This window comes from Lysinibacillus sp. AR18-8, assembly GCF_001705465.1.
Classification (GTDB): Bacteria; Bacillota; Bacilli; order Bacillales_A; family Planococcaceae; genus Lysinibacillus; species Lysinibacillus capsici.
This window is the reverse complement of record NZ_MDGU01000001.1, coordinates 104,124-121,014: the sequence shown is the minus strand read 5'-3', so window position 1 is coordinate 121,014 and position 16,891 is coordinate 104,124. Positions and strand designations below refer to the sequence as shown.

Here is a 16,891-nt window from a genome sequence, read left to right as displayed (position 1 = left end):
AATTGTTCCTCCTCATTATTTTCACTTGACTAAGCAAGTGATTTCACAAAAAAAATTACACGGGCGGCAATTTTTTTTCTCGGCTATGTTTTTCAAGCTTTGTCATCGCAATATATAAAGATTTAATTTCTTCAGCTGATAATACTTCTTCAAAAAACGAAGACTGGAAGTGAAGTTGACTAGGTGTTGCTGCGTCAATCATTTGCTCCCCTTTTGATGTCAATGAGATGGTTTTCGTCTTCCAATTTTGTTTACGCTCGATTAGTCCCTCTTTTTCTAGTCGGGCAAGCATGCGAGACATGCCACCTTGTGTTACAGTTACTTTTTCTGCTAATTGAGACTGTGTAATAGGGGCATATGTTTTAATCTGGATTAACACATCAAATTGTGCTGTCGTTAAGTCGAAACGTTTTAAAAATTCATTCGATAACTGATTACTTTGCGTTGTAAAGCGCATCATCCGAATCCACGTTAAGGTGCCTAGTGTATGATTTCTCATGACTTCACCCTCCCCTCAGTTATCACTTTACCACGCAAGTGATACTTCCGCAAGAAAAATATCTCGAATTCAAGGTATTTTTTTAACATAGGGAGACCCCCTATATGATGCCAGGTGTTGTAACAGGATATAAATTGCCCTTAAGAGCAAAAGAAATTCTACCCGTTTCTTCTGATACAACCATTACAAGTGCATCACTTTGCTCACTCAATCCCAGCGCTGCACGATGCCTTGTTCCTAATTTCTTTTCCCCTGTATACCGCTCTGACAATGGCAGTACATTGGCAGCTGACTCAATTTGATTTTGATGGACAAGTACCGCTCCATCGTGAAGTGGATTACCAGGGAAGAAAATAGATTCTAATAAAGAATGGGTTAAATCTGCACCAATATGAATACCAGGCTGAATTAAATTCTCTAAAGCATCCTGTCTTTGAATAACAATTAAACCACCATGCCTTCTCAAAGACATATTTTGCACACTGTGTGATAGCTCTGGATACTTTTCAGTAAACGGGGAAAGATAACAATTTAAATAGAACGTTGCAGCTTTCATTTCAATTGTCATAAACTTCTCTTTAATTTTCTCAAAATTACCAAGGAGACAATTTGCATCTGTATCCATTTCCTGCACACTCTGCTGTAAGGACATGATCACTTCGAGAAGCTCATCTTTTAAAGTTTCTTTCATTGGTGAAAAATCACAATTTGTTGGATCCATATGATACACACCTCTTCATTTCATCACTGTTTACCATAGTTTTTCTCTCTATATGTTTTTTATTCTCCTTTAAGTAAAACGACCTCCTACAATGTTGAATAGGAAGTCGTTAATATCCTTACATATGCCCTGCTCGGATTTTCTTTACGATGCTGAAAGTCGTGTAGGCAGCAGCGGGTGCTAATACAACAATAAAAATAATCCACACAGTTAAATTATTTGTTGCTTTTAATGTTTCATAATTTGTCATGACAAAAATAATTAGACCGAATAATAGTAAATAGCTCAGCACATTGGGAAAAATGACGATTAATCGTAATAATGCTGGCGGCATCTTTTGTTGATTCATTTAAACCACACCCCTTTTTTCAATTATACGGGAATCTAGTGATTTATCGTACTATATTTTTCCTTTTATACTTTATATTTGCCTGCTGATAGTTGGAGGTTTTCCGCTGTTGTATTTAATTGGTCGATAAATGCGGTCATGCTCTCCATATTTTCCGCTTGATGTTTAGCCTTTTGAGCAACGGCATCAACACTTTGCGATGTCTGCTTAGCCAAGAGCGAAACATCTTCCATGGTAGCTGTTACTTCCTCTGTACTAGCAGCAATTTCCTCAGTGGAGCTTGATACTAAATCCACTTGTGTTGCTAAGACCTGTACATCATTATGAATTCCTTCAAACGATTGCTGTGCTTCTTGTACGATAGCACGTCCTGTATGTAAGACATCTGCTGTTGCTTGGATGGTTGCCACAATATTGGCTGTTTCCTTTTGGACATTCATCACCACCTGAGTGATTCTATCCGCCGCACTCTTAGAATCTTCAGCTAATTTCCGAACTTCTTCAGCTACAACGGCAAAGCCTTTCCCCGCTTCACCAGCACGAGCCGCTTCAATAGATGCATTTAATGCCAGTAAATTCGTTTGATCAGAAATTCCCGTAATCACATTGGTAAATTCCCCGATCATTGTAGATAGTTTTTCAAGCTCCTGTGTTCCAATCACCGCAAAATTCGTTTTCTCATGAACAGTCACTAATTGCTTTTGTAAGGACTGCATAATTTGTAATCCATTATCTGCGTTTTCCTCGGTATTACGTGAAATACTAGAAATTTCTGCTATGGATTCCGAAATATATTGAATGCTGCGCGCCAATTCCTCCATTGAATGCGCACTGTCTGCCGTATTATTCTGTTGTGCAAAGGAGGCCTGAGCTACCTGACTAGATTCTCCTTGGATAATTGCGGCTGATTCAAGTGTTTCATGAGCATTTTCTTGAATTGTATAGGTAGCTTCTTTTATTTGATTGGCCCCTTGCTTTATCTCACACATAATTTGTTGGAAATTATCCATCATCCCATTAAATGATGTCACTAATTGGCCAATCTCATCTTTTGCATGGATTGGAATACGCTTGGTTAAATCTGCTTCTCCTTTACTAATTTCCTCTAAGGAATTGCGCACGCTTAAAATACGCGATACTTGCTTTGAAATAGACAGGCCCGTAGTGAAGAAAATCACACAGACAACGATCAATGAAGCTACAATTGTGCCTACCAAAATTTGTGAGAGGATAGCATTGGATACAATAATAGCTAAGTATGTACCGTTTGATAATGGCTTTACATATTGCGTGACACGTGTGCCATCGTAGCGCCCTGAAAATTCAGTCGACTTTTGTGCTGAAAATTGGGCTGGCTCAAAACCAATATTCGCTAAATTTTGTTTTGCTGTAGCGGCAATGGCTTGGCCTTTTTCATCTACAATAGCGGCGAATAATACGGTTGAGGATAAATAGTTGTTCAGTTGATCGATATAAGATTCACTGCCGATACTTGCTTCTAAATCTAGTAGCTGCTGTCCATGGCGAGCCACCTGTACAATTTGTGGAGTTGCTGGATTCCAGCTACCTACCCCGACAAATTTGAAAAATTGATCATCGACATCGCGAATTTGTGCTTTTTGGACAATTTCTTTCGCTCTTCCATCTAAAAGTTGCATATATTCGGCAGCTTGTCCGTTTGGATCAGCGCCAAAGTTAAAATCAACAGTTGGAGCTACTGATGTCACCGTTGTATTCCCTTTATCATCTGTACTCCAAATCTCATCGAGGCCACCACGCTCAGCAATGGCCTTTAAATCCTCATATGTAGCACCTTTGTCAATGATGTAAGAAGCCATTACAGATTCGGCAATCATTTCTTTTTCCATAATTTCTTCTGCTTTTTCTCTAGATTGAATCGCTCCTTCCAACCCCATGACAATGGAGTTGGCGATTGCTTCTCCATTGCTTTTTTCACTTTTATATGTAGCTTGATAAACATAAATAGAAAATGCCGCTATAATGAACACCACAATGCCCATAATCTCCAGAAGCATTTTCCATTTCATTGACTTTCTCATGATGAGATCCCCCTAAAAATTACGATTATTTCCACTTCATCATACAATATTACTTCCATATATTTCATTAACAATTTATTAAATATAAAATAATAATTTTTGAAGAAGTTTAAATTGTCATTAATTTGTAAAAATTCTGGAATAGATAAGCAAGGAGGATAAATCTAACTATTTTGTACTAGTAGAGGCATGCAAAAAAGGATCATTCTCATGATTAAACAGTAATATTTAAACAAAATTATCTACACACCTTTAGGACTATAAACTAAAAACATCTATTAGAAGAATCTCCTCTAATAGATGTTTCTTACTTATTAACTATATCAAAATAATTTATTATGTTGCCATGTATATACGGCTTGATCAGCTGTTAGGAATGTATTCGGAAAAATCCCCTGTGCTTCAGCTAAAAATTGAGGTAAGTCATATGGAAGAAAACGTGCGCTTAAATGATTTAATAATAAATAGTGTGCTCCAGCTTGCTGTGCGACTTTTGCTGCCTCCACATTTGTTGCATGACCGTAGCTTGCTGCTAAATCTGTTGTTGTACCATCAAAAGTTGCTTCATGGACAATGATATCAGCGCCCATTGATAATTGGATTGCTTCTTCACAATATTTCGTGTCGCCTAAGACTGACAATGTAAAGCCCTTTTTGGCTGGTGCCACCACGTCTTTCGCAAGTACCACATCACCATTTTCAAGTACAATATCGTGGCCATTTTTTAATTGGCCTAGTAAAGGTCCCTTTGGAACACCAAGTGCCTGTGCTTTGTCGATTAATAATTCGCCTGGTAAATCCTTTTGTTCGATACGATACCCATAGCAAGGTACAACATGGCGTAATTCCTTAGCATGAATTGTAAAATGAGCATCCTCAAAAATAATGCCTTCTTGTACTTCTACAAAGCGTAAAGGATATGTTAAATGGGTTTTTGATAGGGCCAATGTTTGTTCAATCCACTGTTGTAAGCCAGATGGTCCGAAGATCGTTAGCGGCTCATCCCCACCTTGAAAGGAACGCGAGCTTAAAAAGCCTGGAAGTCCAAAAATATGATCCCCATGTAAATGTGTAATAAATATTTTCGTCACTTTCCGTGGCTTTAACGACGTATGAAGGATTTGATGCTGTGTCGCCTCCCCACAGTCAAATAGCCACATTTCACTCACTTCGTCTAATAGCTTTACCATCAGAGCACTTGTATTTCGTTCTTTTGAAGGCATGCCTGCGCCTGTCCCTAGAAAATGTAGCTGCAACATAAGCCACCTCACTTCTTATTTATATCATTTTATTGTACCTTATCCATTCCCATAAGAAAAACCTTTGGTGTACAGTTTCTCCAAAGGTTTCTTAATTATTTTGGTTGCCATGAAACAAGCGCCGCATGGAAATCATGACGATAATAATAACGTCCATCCTTTTCTTCGATAAAAGGTAGCAGTGATTCTTCTACATGGGCTCGCTGAAAATTCGTCGTTAATATTTTTTTACTCTGCGTTGTCACAAGCTGCTCATAGCTTTCATATTCATAGACACGTTCTAGAGGGATAATCTGACAATCCGCGTAAATATCCATTTCATAGAGTAGATTCAAAAACTCGATATAATCTCTGCGCGGAAATTTAATGTCATAACCATACTTTTCATATAACTTTTCATAGTGTGGCTGAATGGGGCCTGTCGTCATCCCAATGATAGCACGCTTTCTCGCCAGCCGATTCATGTGATATAAAGCTGCTTTTATTTCATACATTCGGTAAAAACAATTCACGCCCAAGACGATATCATGTGGTTCAATCTCATCATGCTCTAAACTTTCCCACTTTGCATGAATATAGGAAACGTGCTCCTCCTGCGGCATACACTGCTGTAAGTAATGCAAAATGCTTTCAGAGCTATCCACACATGTGAGCTTCCTTACTTTATCAGCTAATGGAAATGTATAATTGCCCCACCCAGGACCAATTTCTAATACAGAATGCTGAGGTTCAATCTTTTTTTGAAGCTCCTGAAAAATCAATGCAGCATAAGGATCTGTTTGTCCCACTTTTTTACGTGCCACTGATTGGGCCCAAAATTGCTCCTCTAGCTGATCATTCACCATTCGTTCAGGCATATTGCCATGCCAGTCCTTCATGCCTTCCTGCCATAATGCCTCATAGTTAATGGCTAACGGTCCTTTTCTCGTCATATAGATACCTCTAACGATAATATTTCATATATTTTTTTCATATCAAGATTTGCACGAACGTGGTCGGCTAACATATTATAGGCATCTTCTCTTCGTTCTGCGTCACTTTTCACATCACTTGGTAAAGCTGCTAGCCCTTTTTTCACTCGTATTTCATTGACGAGTTGGCGGGTAAAGGGACGATTATGGAACAAGCCGTGGAAATATGTGCCAATCACTTGCTCATCTTGACTAACCGCACCATCTTCTCTTCCATCCTCTAATAGTAAAAACGGTGATACCGCACCACGTAAAATTTTTGTACGCCCTAGATGGATTTCATAGCCTGTCAATGTGTCCTGCCCTCTTACGCCTGTCATTTGCACCGTTTTTTTATTGCCTACAAAAATGGTTTCCATCGGTAATAGCCCAAGACCATCTGCAGATTCACCATTCCCCTCCACTGCTTCTGGATCAAGTAATGTTTCACCAAGCATTTGGAAACCGCCACAAATGCCAATAATTTTAGTACCGTACTCACGTAAATGTGTGATGGCTTGATCGAAGCCCTGTGCTTTTAGCCAAGCTAAATCATCCATTGTACTTTTCGTTCCTGGCAGAATGAGTAAATCTGGTGTACCTAATTCATTGACATGACCAATTAAACGTACACCCACCTCAGGCTCATCGAAAAATGGATCAATATCGGTGAAGTTTGAAATACGAGGTAAACGAATCATGGCTACATCTACAGCAAATTCGCCTGGCTTTGGTTTTTTAAAACGTAGTGACGATAATGCAAGAGAATCCTCTGCTTCAATATTGACATCGACATAAGGAATCACACCAAGTACCGGAATACCAGTTTCGCGCTCCACCCATGCCAAACCATCATCCAGTAATTCACGCATTCCTCTAAACTTATTGATAATTAATCCCTTAACACGTGCTCGTTCTTCCTCATCTAACAATGCCAGTGTACCAACAATCGAGGCAAAGACACCGCCACGATCAATATCAGCAACGAGGACTACCGCTGCATCTGCTAAATGAGCCATTCGCATATTCGCAATATCGCGATCCTTTAAGTTAATTTCTGCTGGGCTACCAGCGCCCTCTAGGACAATAACATCATATGTATGTTGAAGCGTGCGAACTGATTTTTCTACGATTGGCATCGCTTCTTGCACAAAATTATTGCGGTAGCTTTTGGCATCCATATTTAAAAAATGCTTACCATGAACGATAACCTCTGACATCATATCTTGCTTCGGTTTCAGCAAGATAGGGTTCATATCTGTCGTTGCAACAACACGAGCCGCCTCTGCCTGTACCCCTTGTGCGCGGCCGATTTCACCGCCATCCTTTGTAACAAATGAATTAAGAGCCATATTTTGTGATTTAAATGGGACTACCTTCAGTCCATCATCTGAAAATATACGACATAGTGCAGTACAAATCATACTTTTTCCAACATCGGAAGCTGTTCCTTGAATCATGATTGATTTTGCTGGCATAGTCACTCTCCTCCGTAATTATTCTATGGCAGAACGCATGTATTCGTTTTCGCTTCGTGTGTATTCCCTCCAGCAATTGTAAAGGGCTTTAAAATTCGAGCCCTTTCACCGCTGGAATCCCTTCATCATAGTAATGCTTTGTCGCCTCAATGGTTGACACTAAATCAGCCATTGCTAGTAATGCTGGATTCGCACTTCGTCCTGTGACAACCAAATGCATTGTAGAAGGGCGGTGTTGGATTGCCTCGATGACTTCTGCTAGGGGAAGGACATCATCGATTGGAAACTTGGTGATCGCTAGGGCATTGTTGAGTTCATCTAGGACCAATAAATCAATGCTGTCATCCTGTAGAGCTGCCTTCGTTTTTTTCCAAGCCTTGGCTAATGCAGCTCGATGCTCCTCAGGTGTTTTTGTCCATGTAAAACCTATGCCCATTTGTTCCATTTCTACGCCTAGCTTACGAAGGGCAATTTGCTCTCCATAAGTACGTTCTGGGGATTTGATAAACTGCAGATAACGCACATTTAAGCCTCGACCAACTGCACGCAATGTAACGCCAAGAGATGCTGTCGTTTTGCCCTTACCCTCACCTGTATATACTAAAAACAAGCCTTTTCTTGCCATACTGATAGCCTCCTTACAGCCATGTTGTCTTTTCTGCAAACGGCGTTCGTTTCTTGTCGGTTTGTTCTTGCTCCTGTGGGTAGCCAATAAATATTGTACCAACTACTTTTTGAGCGTCGCTTGCACCAATAAACGTATGCATACGAGGATCATGTACGAGGCCAACACCACGTGTACGCCAAACAAAGCCAAGACCTAGCTCCTCTGCTGTCAACCACATAGACATAATGGCACTACATACAGCAAAGACATTATCTTCTGTCGCATCTGTGTCCCCTTCTACTATGTCAGCTGTCACCACAATGGCTACAGGGGTTGTTTGTACAACCTTTAATGAACTTTCCACTAAATTTGGCTTCGTGGGAAAGCGTTCTTGTAAATAAGCACTTGCCATTTCTTCATAACGCTTCATGGCTTCATCTTGAATGACATAAAAATGCCAGGGCTCACGCATCCGGTCATTTGGTGCATAGGTTGCTGCCTGTAAAATTTGCTCAATTTTTTCTTTCTCTACTGGTTGTGTCGTGTAATTACGAATTGCTCGACGTTTTTTTAATGCTTCAATGACAGTCATAGTGCTTCCTCCTTGTGCGCTTATAAGAAATGATTATGAAAAGGTAAGTCCTTGCTCTTCAAACCATTGAATTTTTTCCCGTACATTGACAACCTCGCCAACAACAATCATAGAAGGGTTATGGTACCCTTCACGCTCAATGATGCTGGCTATCTCATCTAGCGGCCCTGTAATCGTGCGTTGCTGAGCAGTTGTTCCCCACTCAATGACCGCTACTGGCGTTGTTGCCTTCCGTCCATTTTCGATTAATTTGCGAGCAATGTAGGCAATATTACCAACGCTCATATAAAAGGCAACGGTATCTATACCCGTAGCTAAAGCGGGCCAATTCAAAAAATCTTGTCCTTTTTCTTCACGACCATGTCCAGTTACAAGGGCAAAGCTTGTCGCGAAGTCCCTATGTGTAACTGGAATTCCTGCGTATGCAGGAGCTGCAATTCCTGCTGTAATCCCCGGAACGATTTCATAGGCAATGCCATGATTTTTTAATATTTCAGCTTCCTCCGCGCCACGTCCAAAAACAAAGGGATCGCCACCTTTTAGGCGTGTAACAATTTTACCTTCTTGTGCTTTTTCAACGAGTAATGCATTTATTTCCTCTTGAATAAGATGATGCTTCCCAGGTAATTTGCCACAATAAACTAGCTCCGCATCCTTTTTTGCAAAATCAAGCAATTTAGGATTTACAAGACGGTCATAAGCAATTACATCAGACTTTTGAATACATTCCAGTCCATACACAGTAATGAGCTTCGGATCGCCAGGACCTGCTCCCACGATATATACGATTCCATCCTTCATTGCGTTGCTCCCATCAATAGTTGTTGTAAATATGCTTCTCGTCGATCGATCTCACCATGACGTGTCCATTCAAGGATGTTTGGCTCTAGCAATGCTTGTAATGCCGCACGTCTTTGTGGACCTTTATCATACTTAGCAGCAATCATTAATCGAGCTTGCTGTAAAAAGCATACATAGTCATCATAAGCATCATCGAATTGCTCTTCTAAATCTGCTTTAATCTTGCGGGCTAGACTTGGGCTTGCTCCCGATGTCGAAACAGTTACCACCAATGGACCACGGCGAACAGTAGCAGGCGTAATAAAATCACTTTCACTTTGTTTATCTGTTCGGTTGATTAATTGCCAATGCTGTGCTGCTTCTTGAACGGCTTCGTTAACTGCTGTCACATTCGTTGCAGCGATAATGAGAATGGCGTCATCTAAATCACGAGGTTCAAATTCCTTTTGCTTCCAAGTAATTTGCCCTGACTCTGCAAGTGACTGTAATGTGTTATGTAAGGTTGGACTGACAATCACGATGTTTGCCTTTGCTGGTAACAGGGATGCTACCTTCTGCGTTGCCACGTGACCCCCGCCTACAATCACAACTGTTTTATATTCTAGATTGATATGAATAGGAAAATAATTAGTCATTACTTTTCACCTTCTTACAAGCTGTTAACCAATTGTCAACTAGCTTTGGGTTTGATACAAAATGGAAATGAGTATAGCCAGCCACTAAATTTCCTTCTTGATAGCCTTCTTTCTTTTTGCCAAAACGACCAATCGTTTCATAGGCTGCTGTATTGTGAGAACCACTATATTTGGAATAATGGAACTCATGGCCCTTCGCTTGTTCCTCAGCACCAATTAAGAAATTATCGGCTGTGCCAAAAATTTCACGATAACCAAGTGCTGCTAGTTTTGTTTGCATCGCCACTTCTCCAGGAATTACCCCTACCATGTCATAGCGGTCGCCATGGCTATTTGTAATGGCCTCTGTTAAATACATAAAGCCCCCACACTCAGCTAATGTTGGAAGACCTTTAGCAATGACTTGACGAATAGAGTCTTTAACGACTGTATTGGTAGCAAGTGACTCTGCAAATTCCTCAGGAAAGCCACCACCAATATACAAGCCATCTGCTTCAGCTGGTACAGGCTCATTCGCAAGCGGTGAGAAAAACTGTAGTGTCGCACCTTTCGCACGTAACAAAGCCAAGTTTTCTTCATAATAAAAATTAAAAGCTGCATCTCTTGCAACTGCTATACAAATATTTCGTGAAGGCTCCTCCCTAAATAAATGGCCTGATTCTTGCAAGATAGGAGCCTTTGTTAAATGTATTAATTGATCCAAATCAATCGTTTCCGCCATCAGGTTCCCTAGTTTATCAAAAAATGAATCTAGCTCTCCTCTTTCAATAGCAGGTACTAACCCTAAATGACGACTCGGGATATCGATCCCTTCCTCACGCTTTAGGTAGCCAATAACAGGTATGCCGCATTCTTGTTCAATAGCTGCCTTCGCAATTTCGTAATGACCGACACTACCAACCTGGTTCGCAATAACACCAACGATATTCGGCTTATCTGATAGTAATTGGAAGCCTTTCACAACTGCTGCTACGCTACGCGCCATGCTAGCACAATTGACAATTAAAATAACAGGACTCTCTGTCACTACGCTAATATCAGCAGCAGACCCAGCGTCAGATAAAGGGCTTTTACCGTCATAAAAGCCCATCACACCTTCAATAATAGATACATCTGCATCTATACTTGCACGTGCCACAATATCACGGACTGCTTCGTGTGAAAACATCCAGCTATCAATATTACGAGATACTCTGCCCGTTACAGCTGTATGATAGGTTGGGTCGATATAATCAGGACCGCATTTAAAGCCCTGTACCACGTTCCCTTTGTTTTGAAGTGCCTTCATCAGTCCAATGGTAAAAGTAGTTTTGCCTACACCACTACCCGTACCAGCTAGTACAAAGCGATTTGTTTGCATGGACTTCCTCCTTAAAATAGGTATCTAGCAACTGAAATCGTAGCATTACCCGATTTTTTCTTCTCTAATAGAAGTGATGGAACCTGTGCATAGCGCATAGCTGCTGGTTCACTCACGCCGTATGCGCCTGTATATTTAAAAACTGTTTCAGAGGGTGATGGAAATTCAATTTCATTTAATTCATTCGGTGTATACGTAACGAACTCCCAATCATATTTCTTCGTAATCTCTAGGAAACATTGCTCATCTTTCTTCAAATCAATCGTACATAAGGCTTTCACACTTTTTTTCGAGAGCTTTAGCTCTGCCAAGGTTTCATCGATTACTTGTTCAATTTCCTCTAACGATGTACCACGGTTACAGCCCATTCCTAGCACAATGGATTTTGGTCGATAAATAACACCATTTTCTAGAAGAACCTCTTCTTCAGGTTCAATGATTCGATCTGTTATTAATAATGTGGCATGGGGAGTAGCTTGGATGGCTGCCTGTGTGGATGGATAGATTTTAATTTGCTCTGGCATCGGTGTATCACGCATCCACCAATCACGTTCGCCTGTTTCCTGTACAATGGCCACATGTTCCTCATTTACGACAGATGCACTAACAGGTGTCAATTTATCCGCACTATCCCATACCCAGCCAAAGCGGGCTCCAAATAAATCAACTGGAATCGTCTTTTGCACATCAGAAGCGGTTGTAATAATTGGATTTGCACCAAGTGCAGCTGCCACCTCGTGTGTTAGCTCATTGGCACCACCTAAATGCCCTGATAATACGCTAATAACATTTTCCCCTCGATCATCAATCACCACAACGCCAGGGTCTGTCTTTTTATCCTTTAAAATCGGTGCAATCATTCGTACAACTGCCCCTAGTGAAATAATTAAAATCAACCCTTTATATTGCTTAAATAGTGTTGGCAATAGCAGGCGCACTGTTCCTGTAAATAGTTGAATATGCTTTTCTTCTTCATCGCCTTGTTCAAATTTACTCATATAATATAAATCACTTGCTGCAAAAGTTTGCTGCAGACGACGTCCTATTTGGACACCATGCTTCGTAATGGCTACAACGGCATAAGGATTACGTTGATCAACCTCTGGTAACACGCCCTCTTGTAACTCAATCACTCGTCTTCACACCTTTTCTAAAGCCATGTGTAAAGCTTGCATCATATAACTTCGAACGATATTGATCTTTATCATGAATGTTCGGGTCTAATGCCCAGCCCGCTAAAATCATCGCATGCTTACGAATACCATTCACACGCATCGCTTCATCTAATTCAATTAAAGTCGTTCGTACAATTTTTTGATCAGGCCATGAAGCACGTTGAATAACTGCTACAGGCGTGTCATCAGCCCAGCCAGCACTCTGTAGCTCTTTGACAATTTTTTTCGTCAGCGTTGCACTAAGGAATAAGGCAATTGTACAATGATGGCTCGCTAAATCACGCAGCTTTTCAAATTCTGGTACAGGCGTGCGCCCCTCTGCACGTGTTAGAATAAGGGTTTGGGTTAGATCAGGAATTGTTAGCTCGGCTCCGATAGCAGCGGCCGATGCAAATACAGAGCTAACTCCTGGAATGACTTCATACCCAATGCCTTCCTTTTTTAATAGCGCAACCTGCTCCATAATGGCACCATACATCGCTGGGTCACCTGTATGCATACGTGCCACTGTTTTACCAGCATTGACCCGGTCCACCATCACAGCAACCATTTCCTCCAAATGCATACCAGCTGTACGAATGACCTCCGCATCTGGTCTAGCTTTCGCAATAAGGTCCTCACTCACTAAAGAATCTGTATACATGACAACGTCCGCTGTTTGTAACATATGTAAACCTTTGACTGTAATTAAATCTGGATCACCAGGACCAGCGCCGACAATATAGATTTTTTTCATTATTTACGCACCACCATTAATGTTAAATATTCTAAATCGACACCATCCAACTCACGCACATCCCAAATGATTTCTTCATCAGATGTTACCTTTGTCACCACGGATGCTTTATCTAATAAATCTAAATCGCGTAGCACTTCAAGCATTAAATCAATCACTTTCGCCACTTTAATAAAAACAACAGCATCATGTGTTTCAATCGCTTCACGCATAGCTTCGTAATTGTCATACGCAGGAATAATCGCAACACGATCATCACCATCCGCTAACGCAATGCCTAAGCGTGATGCAGAGCCATTAAAAGAAGAAATCCCTGGTACCGTACGAATTTCGACATCTGGATGCTTGTCCTGCATTAGCTTCATCATATGAATAAACGTACTATACAATAATGGATCGCCCTCTGTAACAAAGGCTACATCTTTGCCAGCTTGTAATTTTTCGTAGACAAGTTCTACTGACTTTGTCCATTCACGTTCTAAAACAGCCTCATCTTTCGTCATTGGGAATACAAGACCAAGCATATCTTTTTCTTCTGGATTAATATACACATCTACAATACGATGGGCATAGCTTTTACTGCCTTTTAGCTTTTTTGGGTAAGCAATAACAGGTGATTCCTGAATCACTCGAAATGCCTTTACTGTAATTAATTCTGGATCGCCAGGACCAACGCCCAAGCCATATAAAATTCCTAGATTACTCATGATTTTCTTCCTTTCGATAAGCGGAAATAATGTATATTGGATTTAATGGCACAAAGCGTGTCATATCTAAAATTGGTTTACTGCGTGCCAGCTGAGCCTGTAAAATGTCAACAGCAAAACCACAAGCTTTAAATGCCTCAACAGCTTTATATAAATTTTCAATAGTCGCCGCATTTAAGACAATGCGCCCATTTTGCTTTAAACGCTGACAGCATAACTGCAGTAACTCAACCATTTCACCACCAGTGCCCCCGATGAAAATGGCATCAGGGTCTGGAAAGTTGTCTAAACCCTCTGGTGCTTTACTATGGATAGCAGTTATATCGACTCGAAACTTTTGTTGATTTTGAAGACAGTTTTCTAAATCAGGGGCATTTTTTTCTACAGCAAAAACTTGTCCCTCAGGAGCAAGCTTACCTGCCTCAATGGCCATTGATCCCGTACATGTGCCAATATCCCAAATAATGCTATCCCGTTGAAGCTGCATGGCTTGCAAACTTAAAACTCGAATTTCTTTCTTCGTAATAAGTCCTTTATCTGGCTTTCGTTGTGAAAATTCTTCATCATCAATCCCAAGTGTGTAGCGTTTCGGTGCTATTGTTTGTTTTAAAACCACGACATTTAAAGGAGAAAAATGAGTAACTTCCATTTCATCGAGCGAGTACCAGCCACTTTTTTCGTTGTCGCCCTGTAAATTTTCGGCTACAAACGCACGATATTCCGTCATACCAAAATGCTTTAGATATTTAGCAAGAGCATTCGGACTATTCTCTGCATCGGTTAAAAGTGCCACTTTCTTTTTGCCATCAATTCGCTGTGCCAGGCCCTTCATTGGTCGTCCATGAATACTCGTTACGTAAGCATCCTGCCAGCTCTCTCCCATTTTCGCAAAGGCAAGCTGGACGGAGCTCATATAGGGATAAACCTCTATTTGTAGCTTTTTTGCTAAGTAGCCTCCGATGCCATAAAATAATGGATCTCCAGATGCAAGAATCACGGTATTTCTTGTTTCTTCAGACAATCTTTCAACAAGTGTTGAAAGACCTCCTTTTATCAGGATTTTTTCACCCCTATAGTCTGGGAAAAAATCAAGTACTCGCTCACCACCAACAAGTACCTCACAGTCTTCAATCCACTGAAGGTATTGAGGTAATAAGCTTGCTAATCCGTTATCCCCGATCCCAATCAACTTCATCGATCGATGCAATGTCATCAGCCCTTCCTAATAATTGTCCCTGCATCGAATAGATCGATGTGGAAAGCGTTAAACCGCCCTTAATATGATGGATAGAGGAATAGCAGCAAGCCTCACATAAACGATGGAAGAACGCATCATAGCCCTTCTCCATCATCATCTCACCTACTTGTGAAGCTGTATTTGCCTCCAGAACTTGTGCTATCGTTTCTCTATCTGCCCCTATATCCTCTGCCAGTTGTGCTAAAAAATTAAAATCGATTGGTGCACTTTTGGAATGCACCATCATGACTCCTTGTGCGACTTTAGAAAATTTCCCCATCATCCCAACGAGTGAAACTTGTTTGATGCCTAGACGCTTACAATGCTTTAATGTAAAACCTACAAAGTCACCCATTTCAATAAACGCTTCTTCTGCTAGATGTGGGTATTGTTTCATCGCAAACTTCTCACTTCGTCCACCTGTTGTCACCACTAAATGCTCACAGCCAGCCTCTTTCGCTACACTGATGGCTTGGACAATACTAGCCATATAAGCAGAACTCGAAAAAGGCACGACGGTTCCCCTTGTGCCTAAGATTGAGATGCCCCCAAGTATACCGAGTCGTCCATTTAACGTTTTTTTAGCAATCTCCTCACCCTTAGGTACAGAAATCACCACATTCACGCCTCGAGTAATGTGAAATTCGTCCAACACACCTTGGACCGTGCTATAAATCATTTTACGGGGTACAGGATTAATGGCTGCCTCTCCGACAGGCACTGGCAGGCCAGGCTTTGTGACACGCCCGACACCAATACCTCCATCTAAATGAATCCCAGGTGTATCTGCCCAGCTCACTGTGCCAACGATGAGTGCCTGATGGGTCGCATCAGGATCATCACCAGCATCTTTAATCGTTTCACAGCTGACAGCATTTTCTTCAAATATGCATTTTTCAATTGTAAAGGTTGCATCTCGACCAATAGGTAAATGAATCGTACTTGTCTCTTGCTCCTCCTTAGTAATAAGGGCAAGCAGTGCAGCCTTTGATACAGCAGTTGCACAGGCTCCCGTCGTGTAACCGTGACGCATGTCCTTGGGGTCCTTTTTTGGCTTCCGCTCCATTATTTTTTCGCCTGTTCGTCCGCTAAAAGTGAGATGGCATTTAAAGCAGCAACCGTCACTGTACTACCGCCTTTACGACCAACATTTGTAATGTACGGAATCCCTTCTAGTTTAAGCAGCTCTTCTTTTGACTCAGCTGCTGACACAAAACCAACAGGCATACCGATAATTAAATCTGGTTTTGCTAGCCCTTCTTTAATTAATCGAATCAATTCCAGCAATGCAGTCGGTGCATTACCAATGGCATAAATACCACCTTCATGTAATTTTGATGCCTTTTGCATCGAAATAATGGCACGTGTTGTATTTTGTTTTTTCGCTTCTATTGATACATCTTCATCCGCAATATAGCAATGCAAATCACCACCATGTTTTTGGAAACGCTTTTTACCAGAGCCACTTTCAATCATTTGCACATCTGCAATGACATGACGTCCTGCAAGAATAGACTTGATACCCGCTTCAATAGCACCTGGTGTAATGATGACACTACGACCTAGCTCGAAATCAGCTGATGCATGGATAATGCGACGTACAACTTTCCATTCATCTTCTGAGAAGTCATGCTCGCCCATTTCCTCTGCAATAATAGAGAAACTGTAATCGTAAATTTTATCTGGGTCTACCGTTAATGGTTTAAAATCTGTTTTAAAATCCAT

General features: G+C 41.0%; 18 protein-coding genes. All 18 read right to left on the bottom strand.

Annotated elements, in window-relative coordinates; translation table 11 throughout:
* Nucleotides 1-55: 55 nt before the first annotated feature.
* The 18 genes from BFM98_RS00580 to BFM98_RS00495 all read right to left on the bottom strand — a co-directional run bounded on the left by BFM98_RS00580 (nucleotide 56) and on the right by BFM98_RS00495 (nucleotide 16,891).
* Nucleotides 56-499, bottom strand: a complete 444-nt coding sequence (locus BFM98_RS00580; protein WP_048392361.1) for a MarR family winged helix-turn-helix transcriptional regulator — start codon at nucleotides 497-499, stop codon at nucleotides 56-58.
* Nucleotides 500-599: 100 nt separating this feature from the next.
* Nucleotides 600-1,220: a sporulation-specific diadenylate cyclase CdaS gene (gene cdaS, locus BFM98_RS00575; RefSeq protein WP_054549207.1), complete on the bottom strand. Its 621-nt coding sequence runs from the start codon at nucleotides 1,218-1,220 to the stop codon at nucleotides 600-602.
* A 118-nt stretch (nucleotides 1,221-1,338) separates the two neighbouring features.
* Entirely contained in the window at nucleotides 1,339-1,569 is a 231-nt protein-coding gene (locus BFM98_RS00570; RefSeq protein ID WP_009370265.1) for a hypothetical protein, read from the bottom strand.
* A gap of 65 nt (nucleotides 1,570-1,634) precedes the next feature.
* Entirely contained in the window at nucleotides 1,635-3,629 is a 1,995-nt protein-coding gene (locus BFM98_RS00565; protein WP_066036246.1) for a methyl-accepting chemotaxis protein, read from the bottom strand.
* Between the two features lie 323 nt (nucleotides 3,630-3,952).
* On the bottom strand, nucleotides 3,953-4,885 hold the full coding sequence (gene rnz, locus BFM98_RS00560) for a ribonuclease Z (protein ID WP_054549205.1): 933 nt from the start codon (nucleotides 4,883-4,885) through the stop codon (nucleotides 3,953-3,955).
* A 98-nt stretch (nucleotides 4,886-4,983) separates the two neighbouring features.
* Nucleotides 4,984-5,820, bottom strand: a complete 837-nt coding sequence (locus BFM98_RS00555) for a class I SAM-dependent methyltransferase (RefSeq protein ID WP_048392356.1) — start codon at nucleotides 5,818-5,820, stop codon at nucleotides 4,984-4,986.
* Complete coding sequence (locus BFM98_RS00550) at nucleotides 5,817-7,316, bottom strand: cobyric acid synthase (protein WP_066036245.1); 1,500 nt, start codon at nucleotides 7,314-7,316, stop codon at nucleotides 5,817-5,819. The genes BFM98_RS00555 and BFM98_RS00550 overlap by 4 nt, the downstream gene beginning before the upstream one ends.
* Before the next feature lie 88 nt (nucleotides 7,317-7,404).
* Complete coding sequence (locus BFM98_RS00545; protein WP_048392354.1) at nucleotides 7,405-7,941, bottom strand: cob(I)yrinic acid a,c-diamide adenosyltransferase; 537 nt, start codon at nucleotides 7,939-7,941, stop codon at nucleotides 7,405-7,407.
* 13 nt (nucleotides 7,942-7,954) lie between these two features.
* Nucleotides 7,955-8,515: a nitroreductase family protein gene (locus BFM98_RS00540; RefSeq protein ID WP_048392353.1), complete on the bottom strand. Its 561-nt coding sequence runs from the start codon at nucleotides 8,513-8,515 to the stop codon at nucleotides 7,955-7,957.
* A 33-nt stretch (nucleotides 8,516-8,548) separates the two neighbouring features.
* Nucleotides 8,549-9,316: a uroporphyrinogen-III C-methyltransferase gene (gene cobA / locus BFM98_RS00535; RefSeq protein WP_054549204.1), complete on the bottom strand. Its 768-nt coding sequence runs from the start codon at nucleotides 9,314-9,316 to the stop codon at nucleotides 8,549-8,551.
* Nucleotides 9,313-9,951, bottom strand: a complete 639-nt coding sequence (locus tag BFM98_RS00530) for a precorrin-2 dehydrogenase/sirohydrochlorin ferrochelatase family protein (RefSeq protein ID WP_009370253.1) — start codon at nucleotides 9,949-9,951, stop codon at nucleotides 9,313-9,315. The genes cobA and BFM98_RS00530 overlap by 4 nt, the downstream gene beginning before the upstream one ends.
* A complete protein-coding gene (locus BFM98_RS00525) occupies nucleotides 9,944-11,311 on the bottom strand; it encodes a cobyrinic acid a,c-diamide synthase CobB (protein WP_048392351.1) in 1,368 nt (455 codons plus the stop codon). The genes BFM98_RS00530 and BFM98_RS00525 overlap by 8 nt, the downstream gene beginning before the upstream one ends.
* A gap of 11 nt (nucleotides 11,312-11,322) precedes the next feature.
* Nucleotides 11,323-12,444: a cobalt-precorrin 5A hydrolase gene (locus BFM98_RS00520; RefSeq protein WP_066036244.1), complete on the bottom strand. Its 1,122-nt coding sequence runs from the start codon at nucleotides 12,442-12,444 to the stop codon at nucleotides 11,323-11,325.
* The gene (gene cobM / locus BFM98_RS00515) at nucleotides 12,437-13,222 is read right to left on the bottom strand and encodes a precorrin-4 C(11)-methyltransferase (protein WP_004231312.1); all 786 of its coding nucleotides are present in this window, start codon (nucleotides 13,220-13,222) and stop codon (nucleotides 12,437-12,439) included. The genes BFM98_RS00520 and cobM overlap by 8 nt, the downstream gene beginning before the upstream one ends.
* Nucleotides 13,222-13,929, bottom strand: coding sequence for a precorrin-2 C(20)-methyltransferase (cobI, locus tag BFM98_RS00510; RefSeq protein WP_004231310.1), 708 nt, complete (start codon nucleotides 13,927-13,929; stop codon nucleotides 13,222-13,224). The genes cobM and cobI overlap by 1 nt, the downstream gene beginning before the upstream one ends.
* Nucleotides 13,922-15,124: a precorrin-6y C5,15-methyltransferase (decarboxylating) subunit CbiE gene (gene cbiE, locus BFM98_RS00505; protein WP_254659971.1), complete on the bottom strand. Its 1,203-nt coding sequence runs from the start codon at nucleotides 15,122-15,124 to the stop codon at nucleotides 13,922-13,924. Before cbiE ends, cobI begins: the two co-directional genes overlap by 8 nt.
* Complete coding sequence (locus BFM98_RS00500) at nucleotides 15,099-16,232, bottom strand: cobalt-precorrin-5B (C(1))-methyltransferase (RefSeq protein ID WP_004231305.1); 1,134 nt, start codon at nucleotides 16,230-16,232, stop codon at nucleotides 15,099-15,101. Before BFM98_RS00500 ends, cbiE begins: the two co-directional genes overlap by 26 nt.
* The gene (locus tag BFM98_RS00495) at nucleotides 16,232-16,891 is read right to left on the bottom strand and encodes a precorrin-8X methylmutase (protein WP_004231303.1); all 660 of its coding nucleotides are present in this window, start codon (nucleotides 16,889-16,891) and stop codon (nucleotides 16,232-16,234) included. The genes BFM98_RS00500 and BFM98_RS00495 overlap by 1 nt, the downstream gene beginning before the upstream one ends.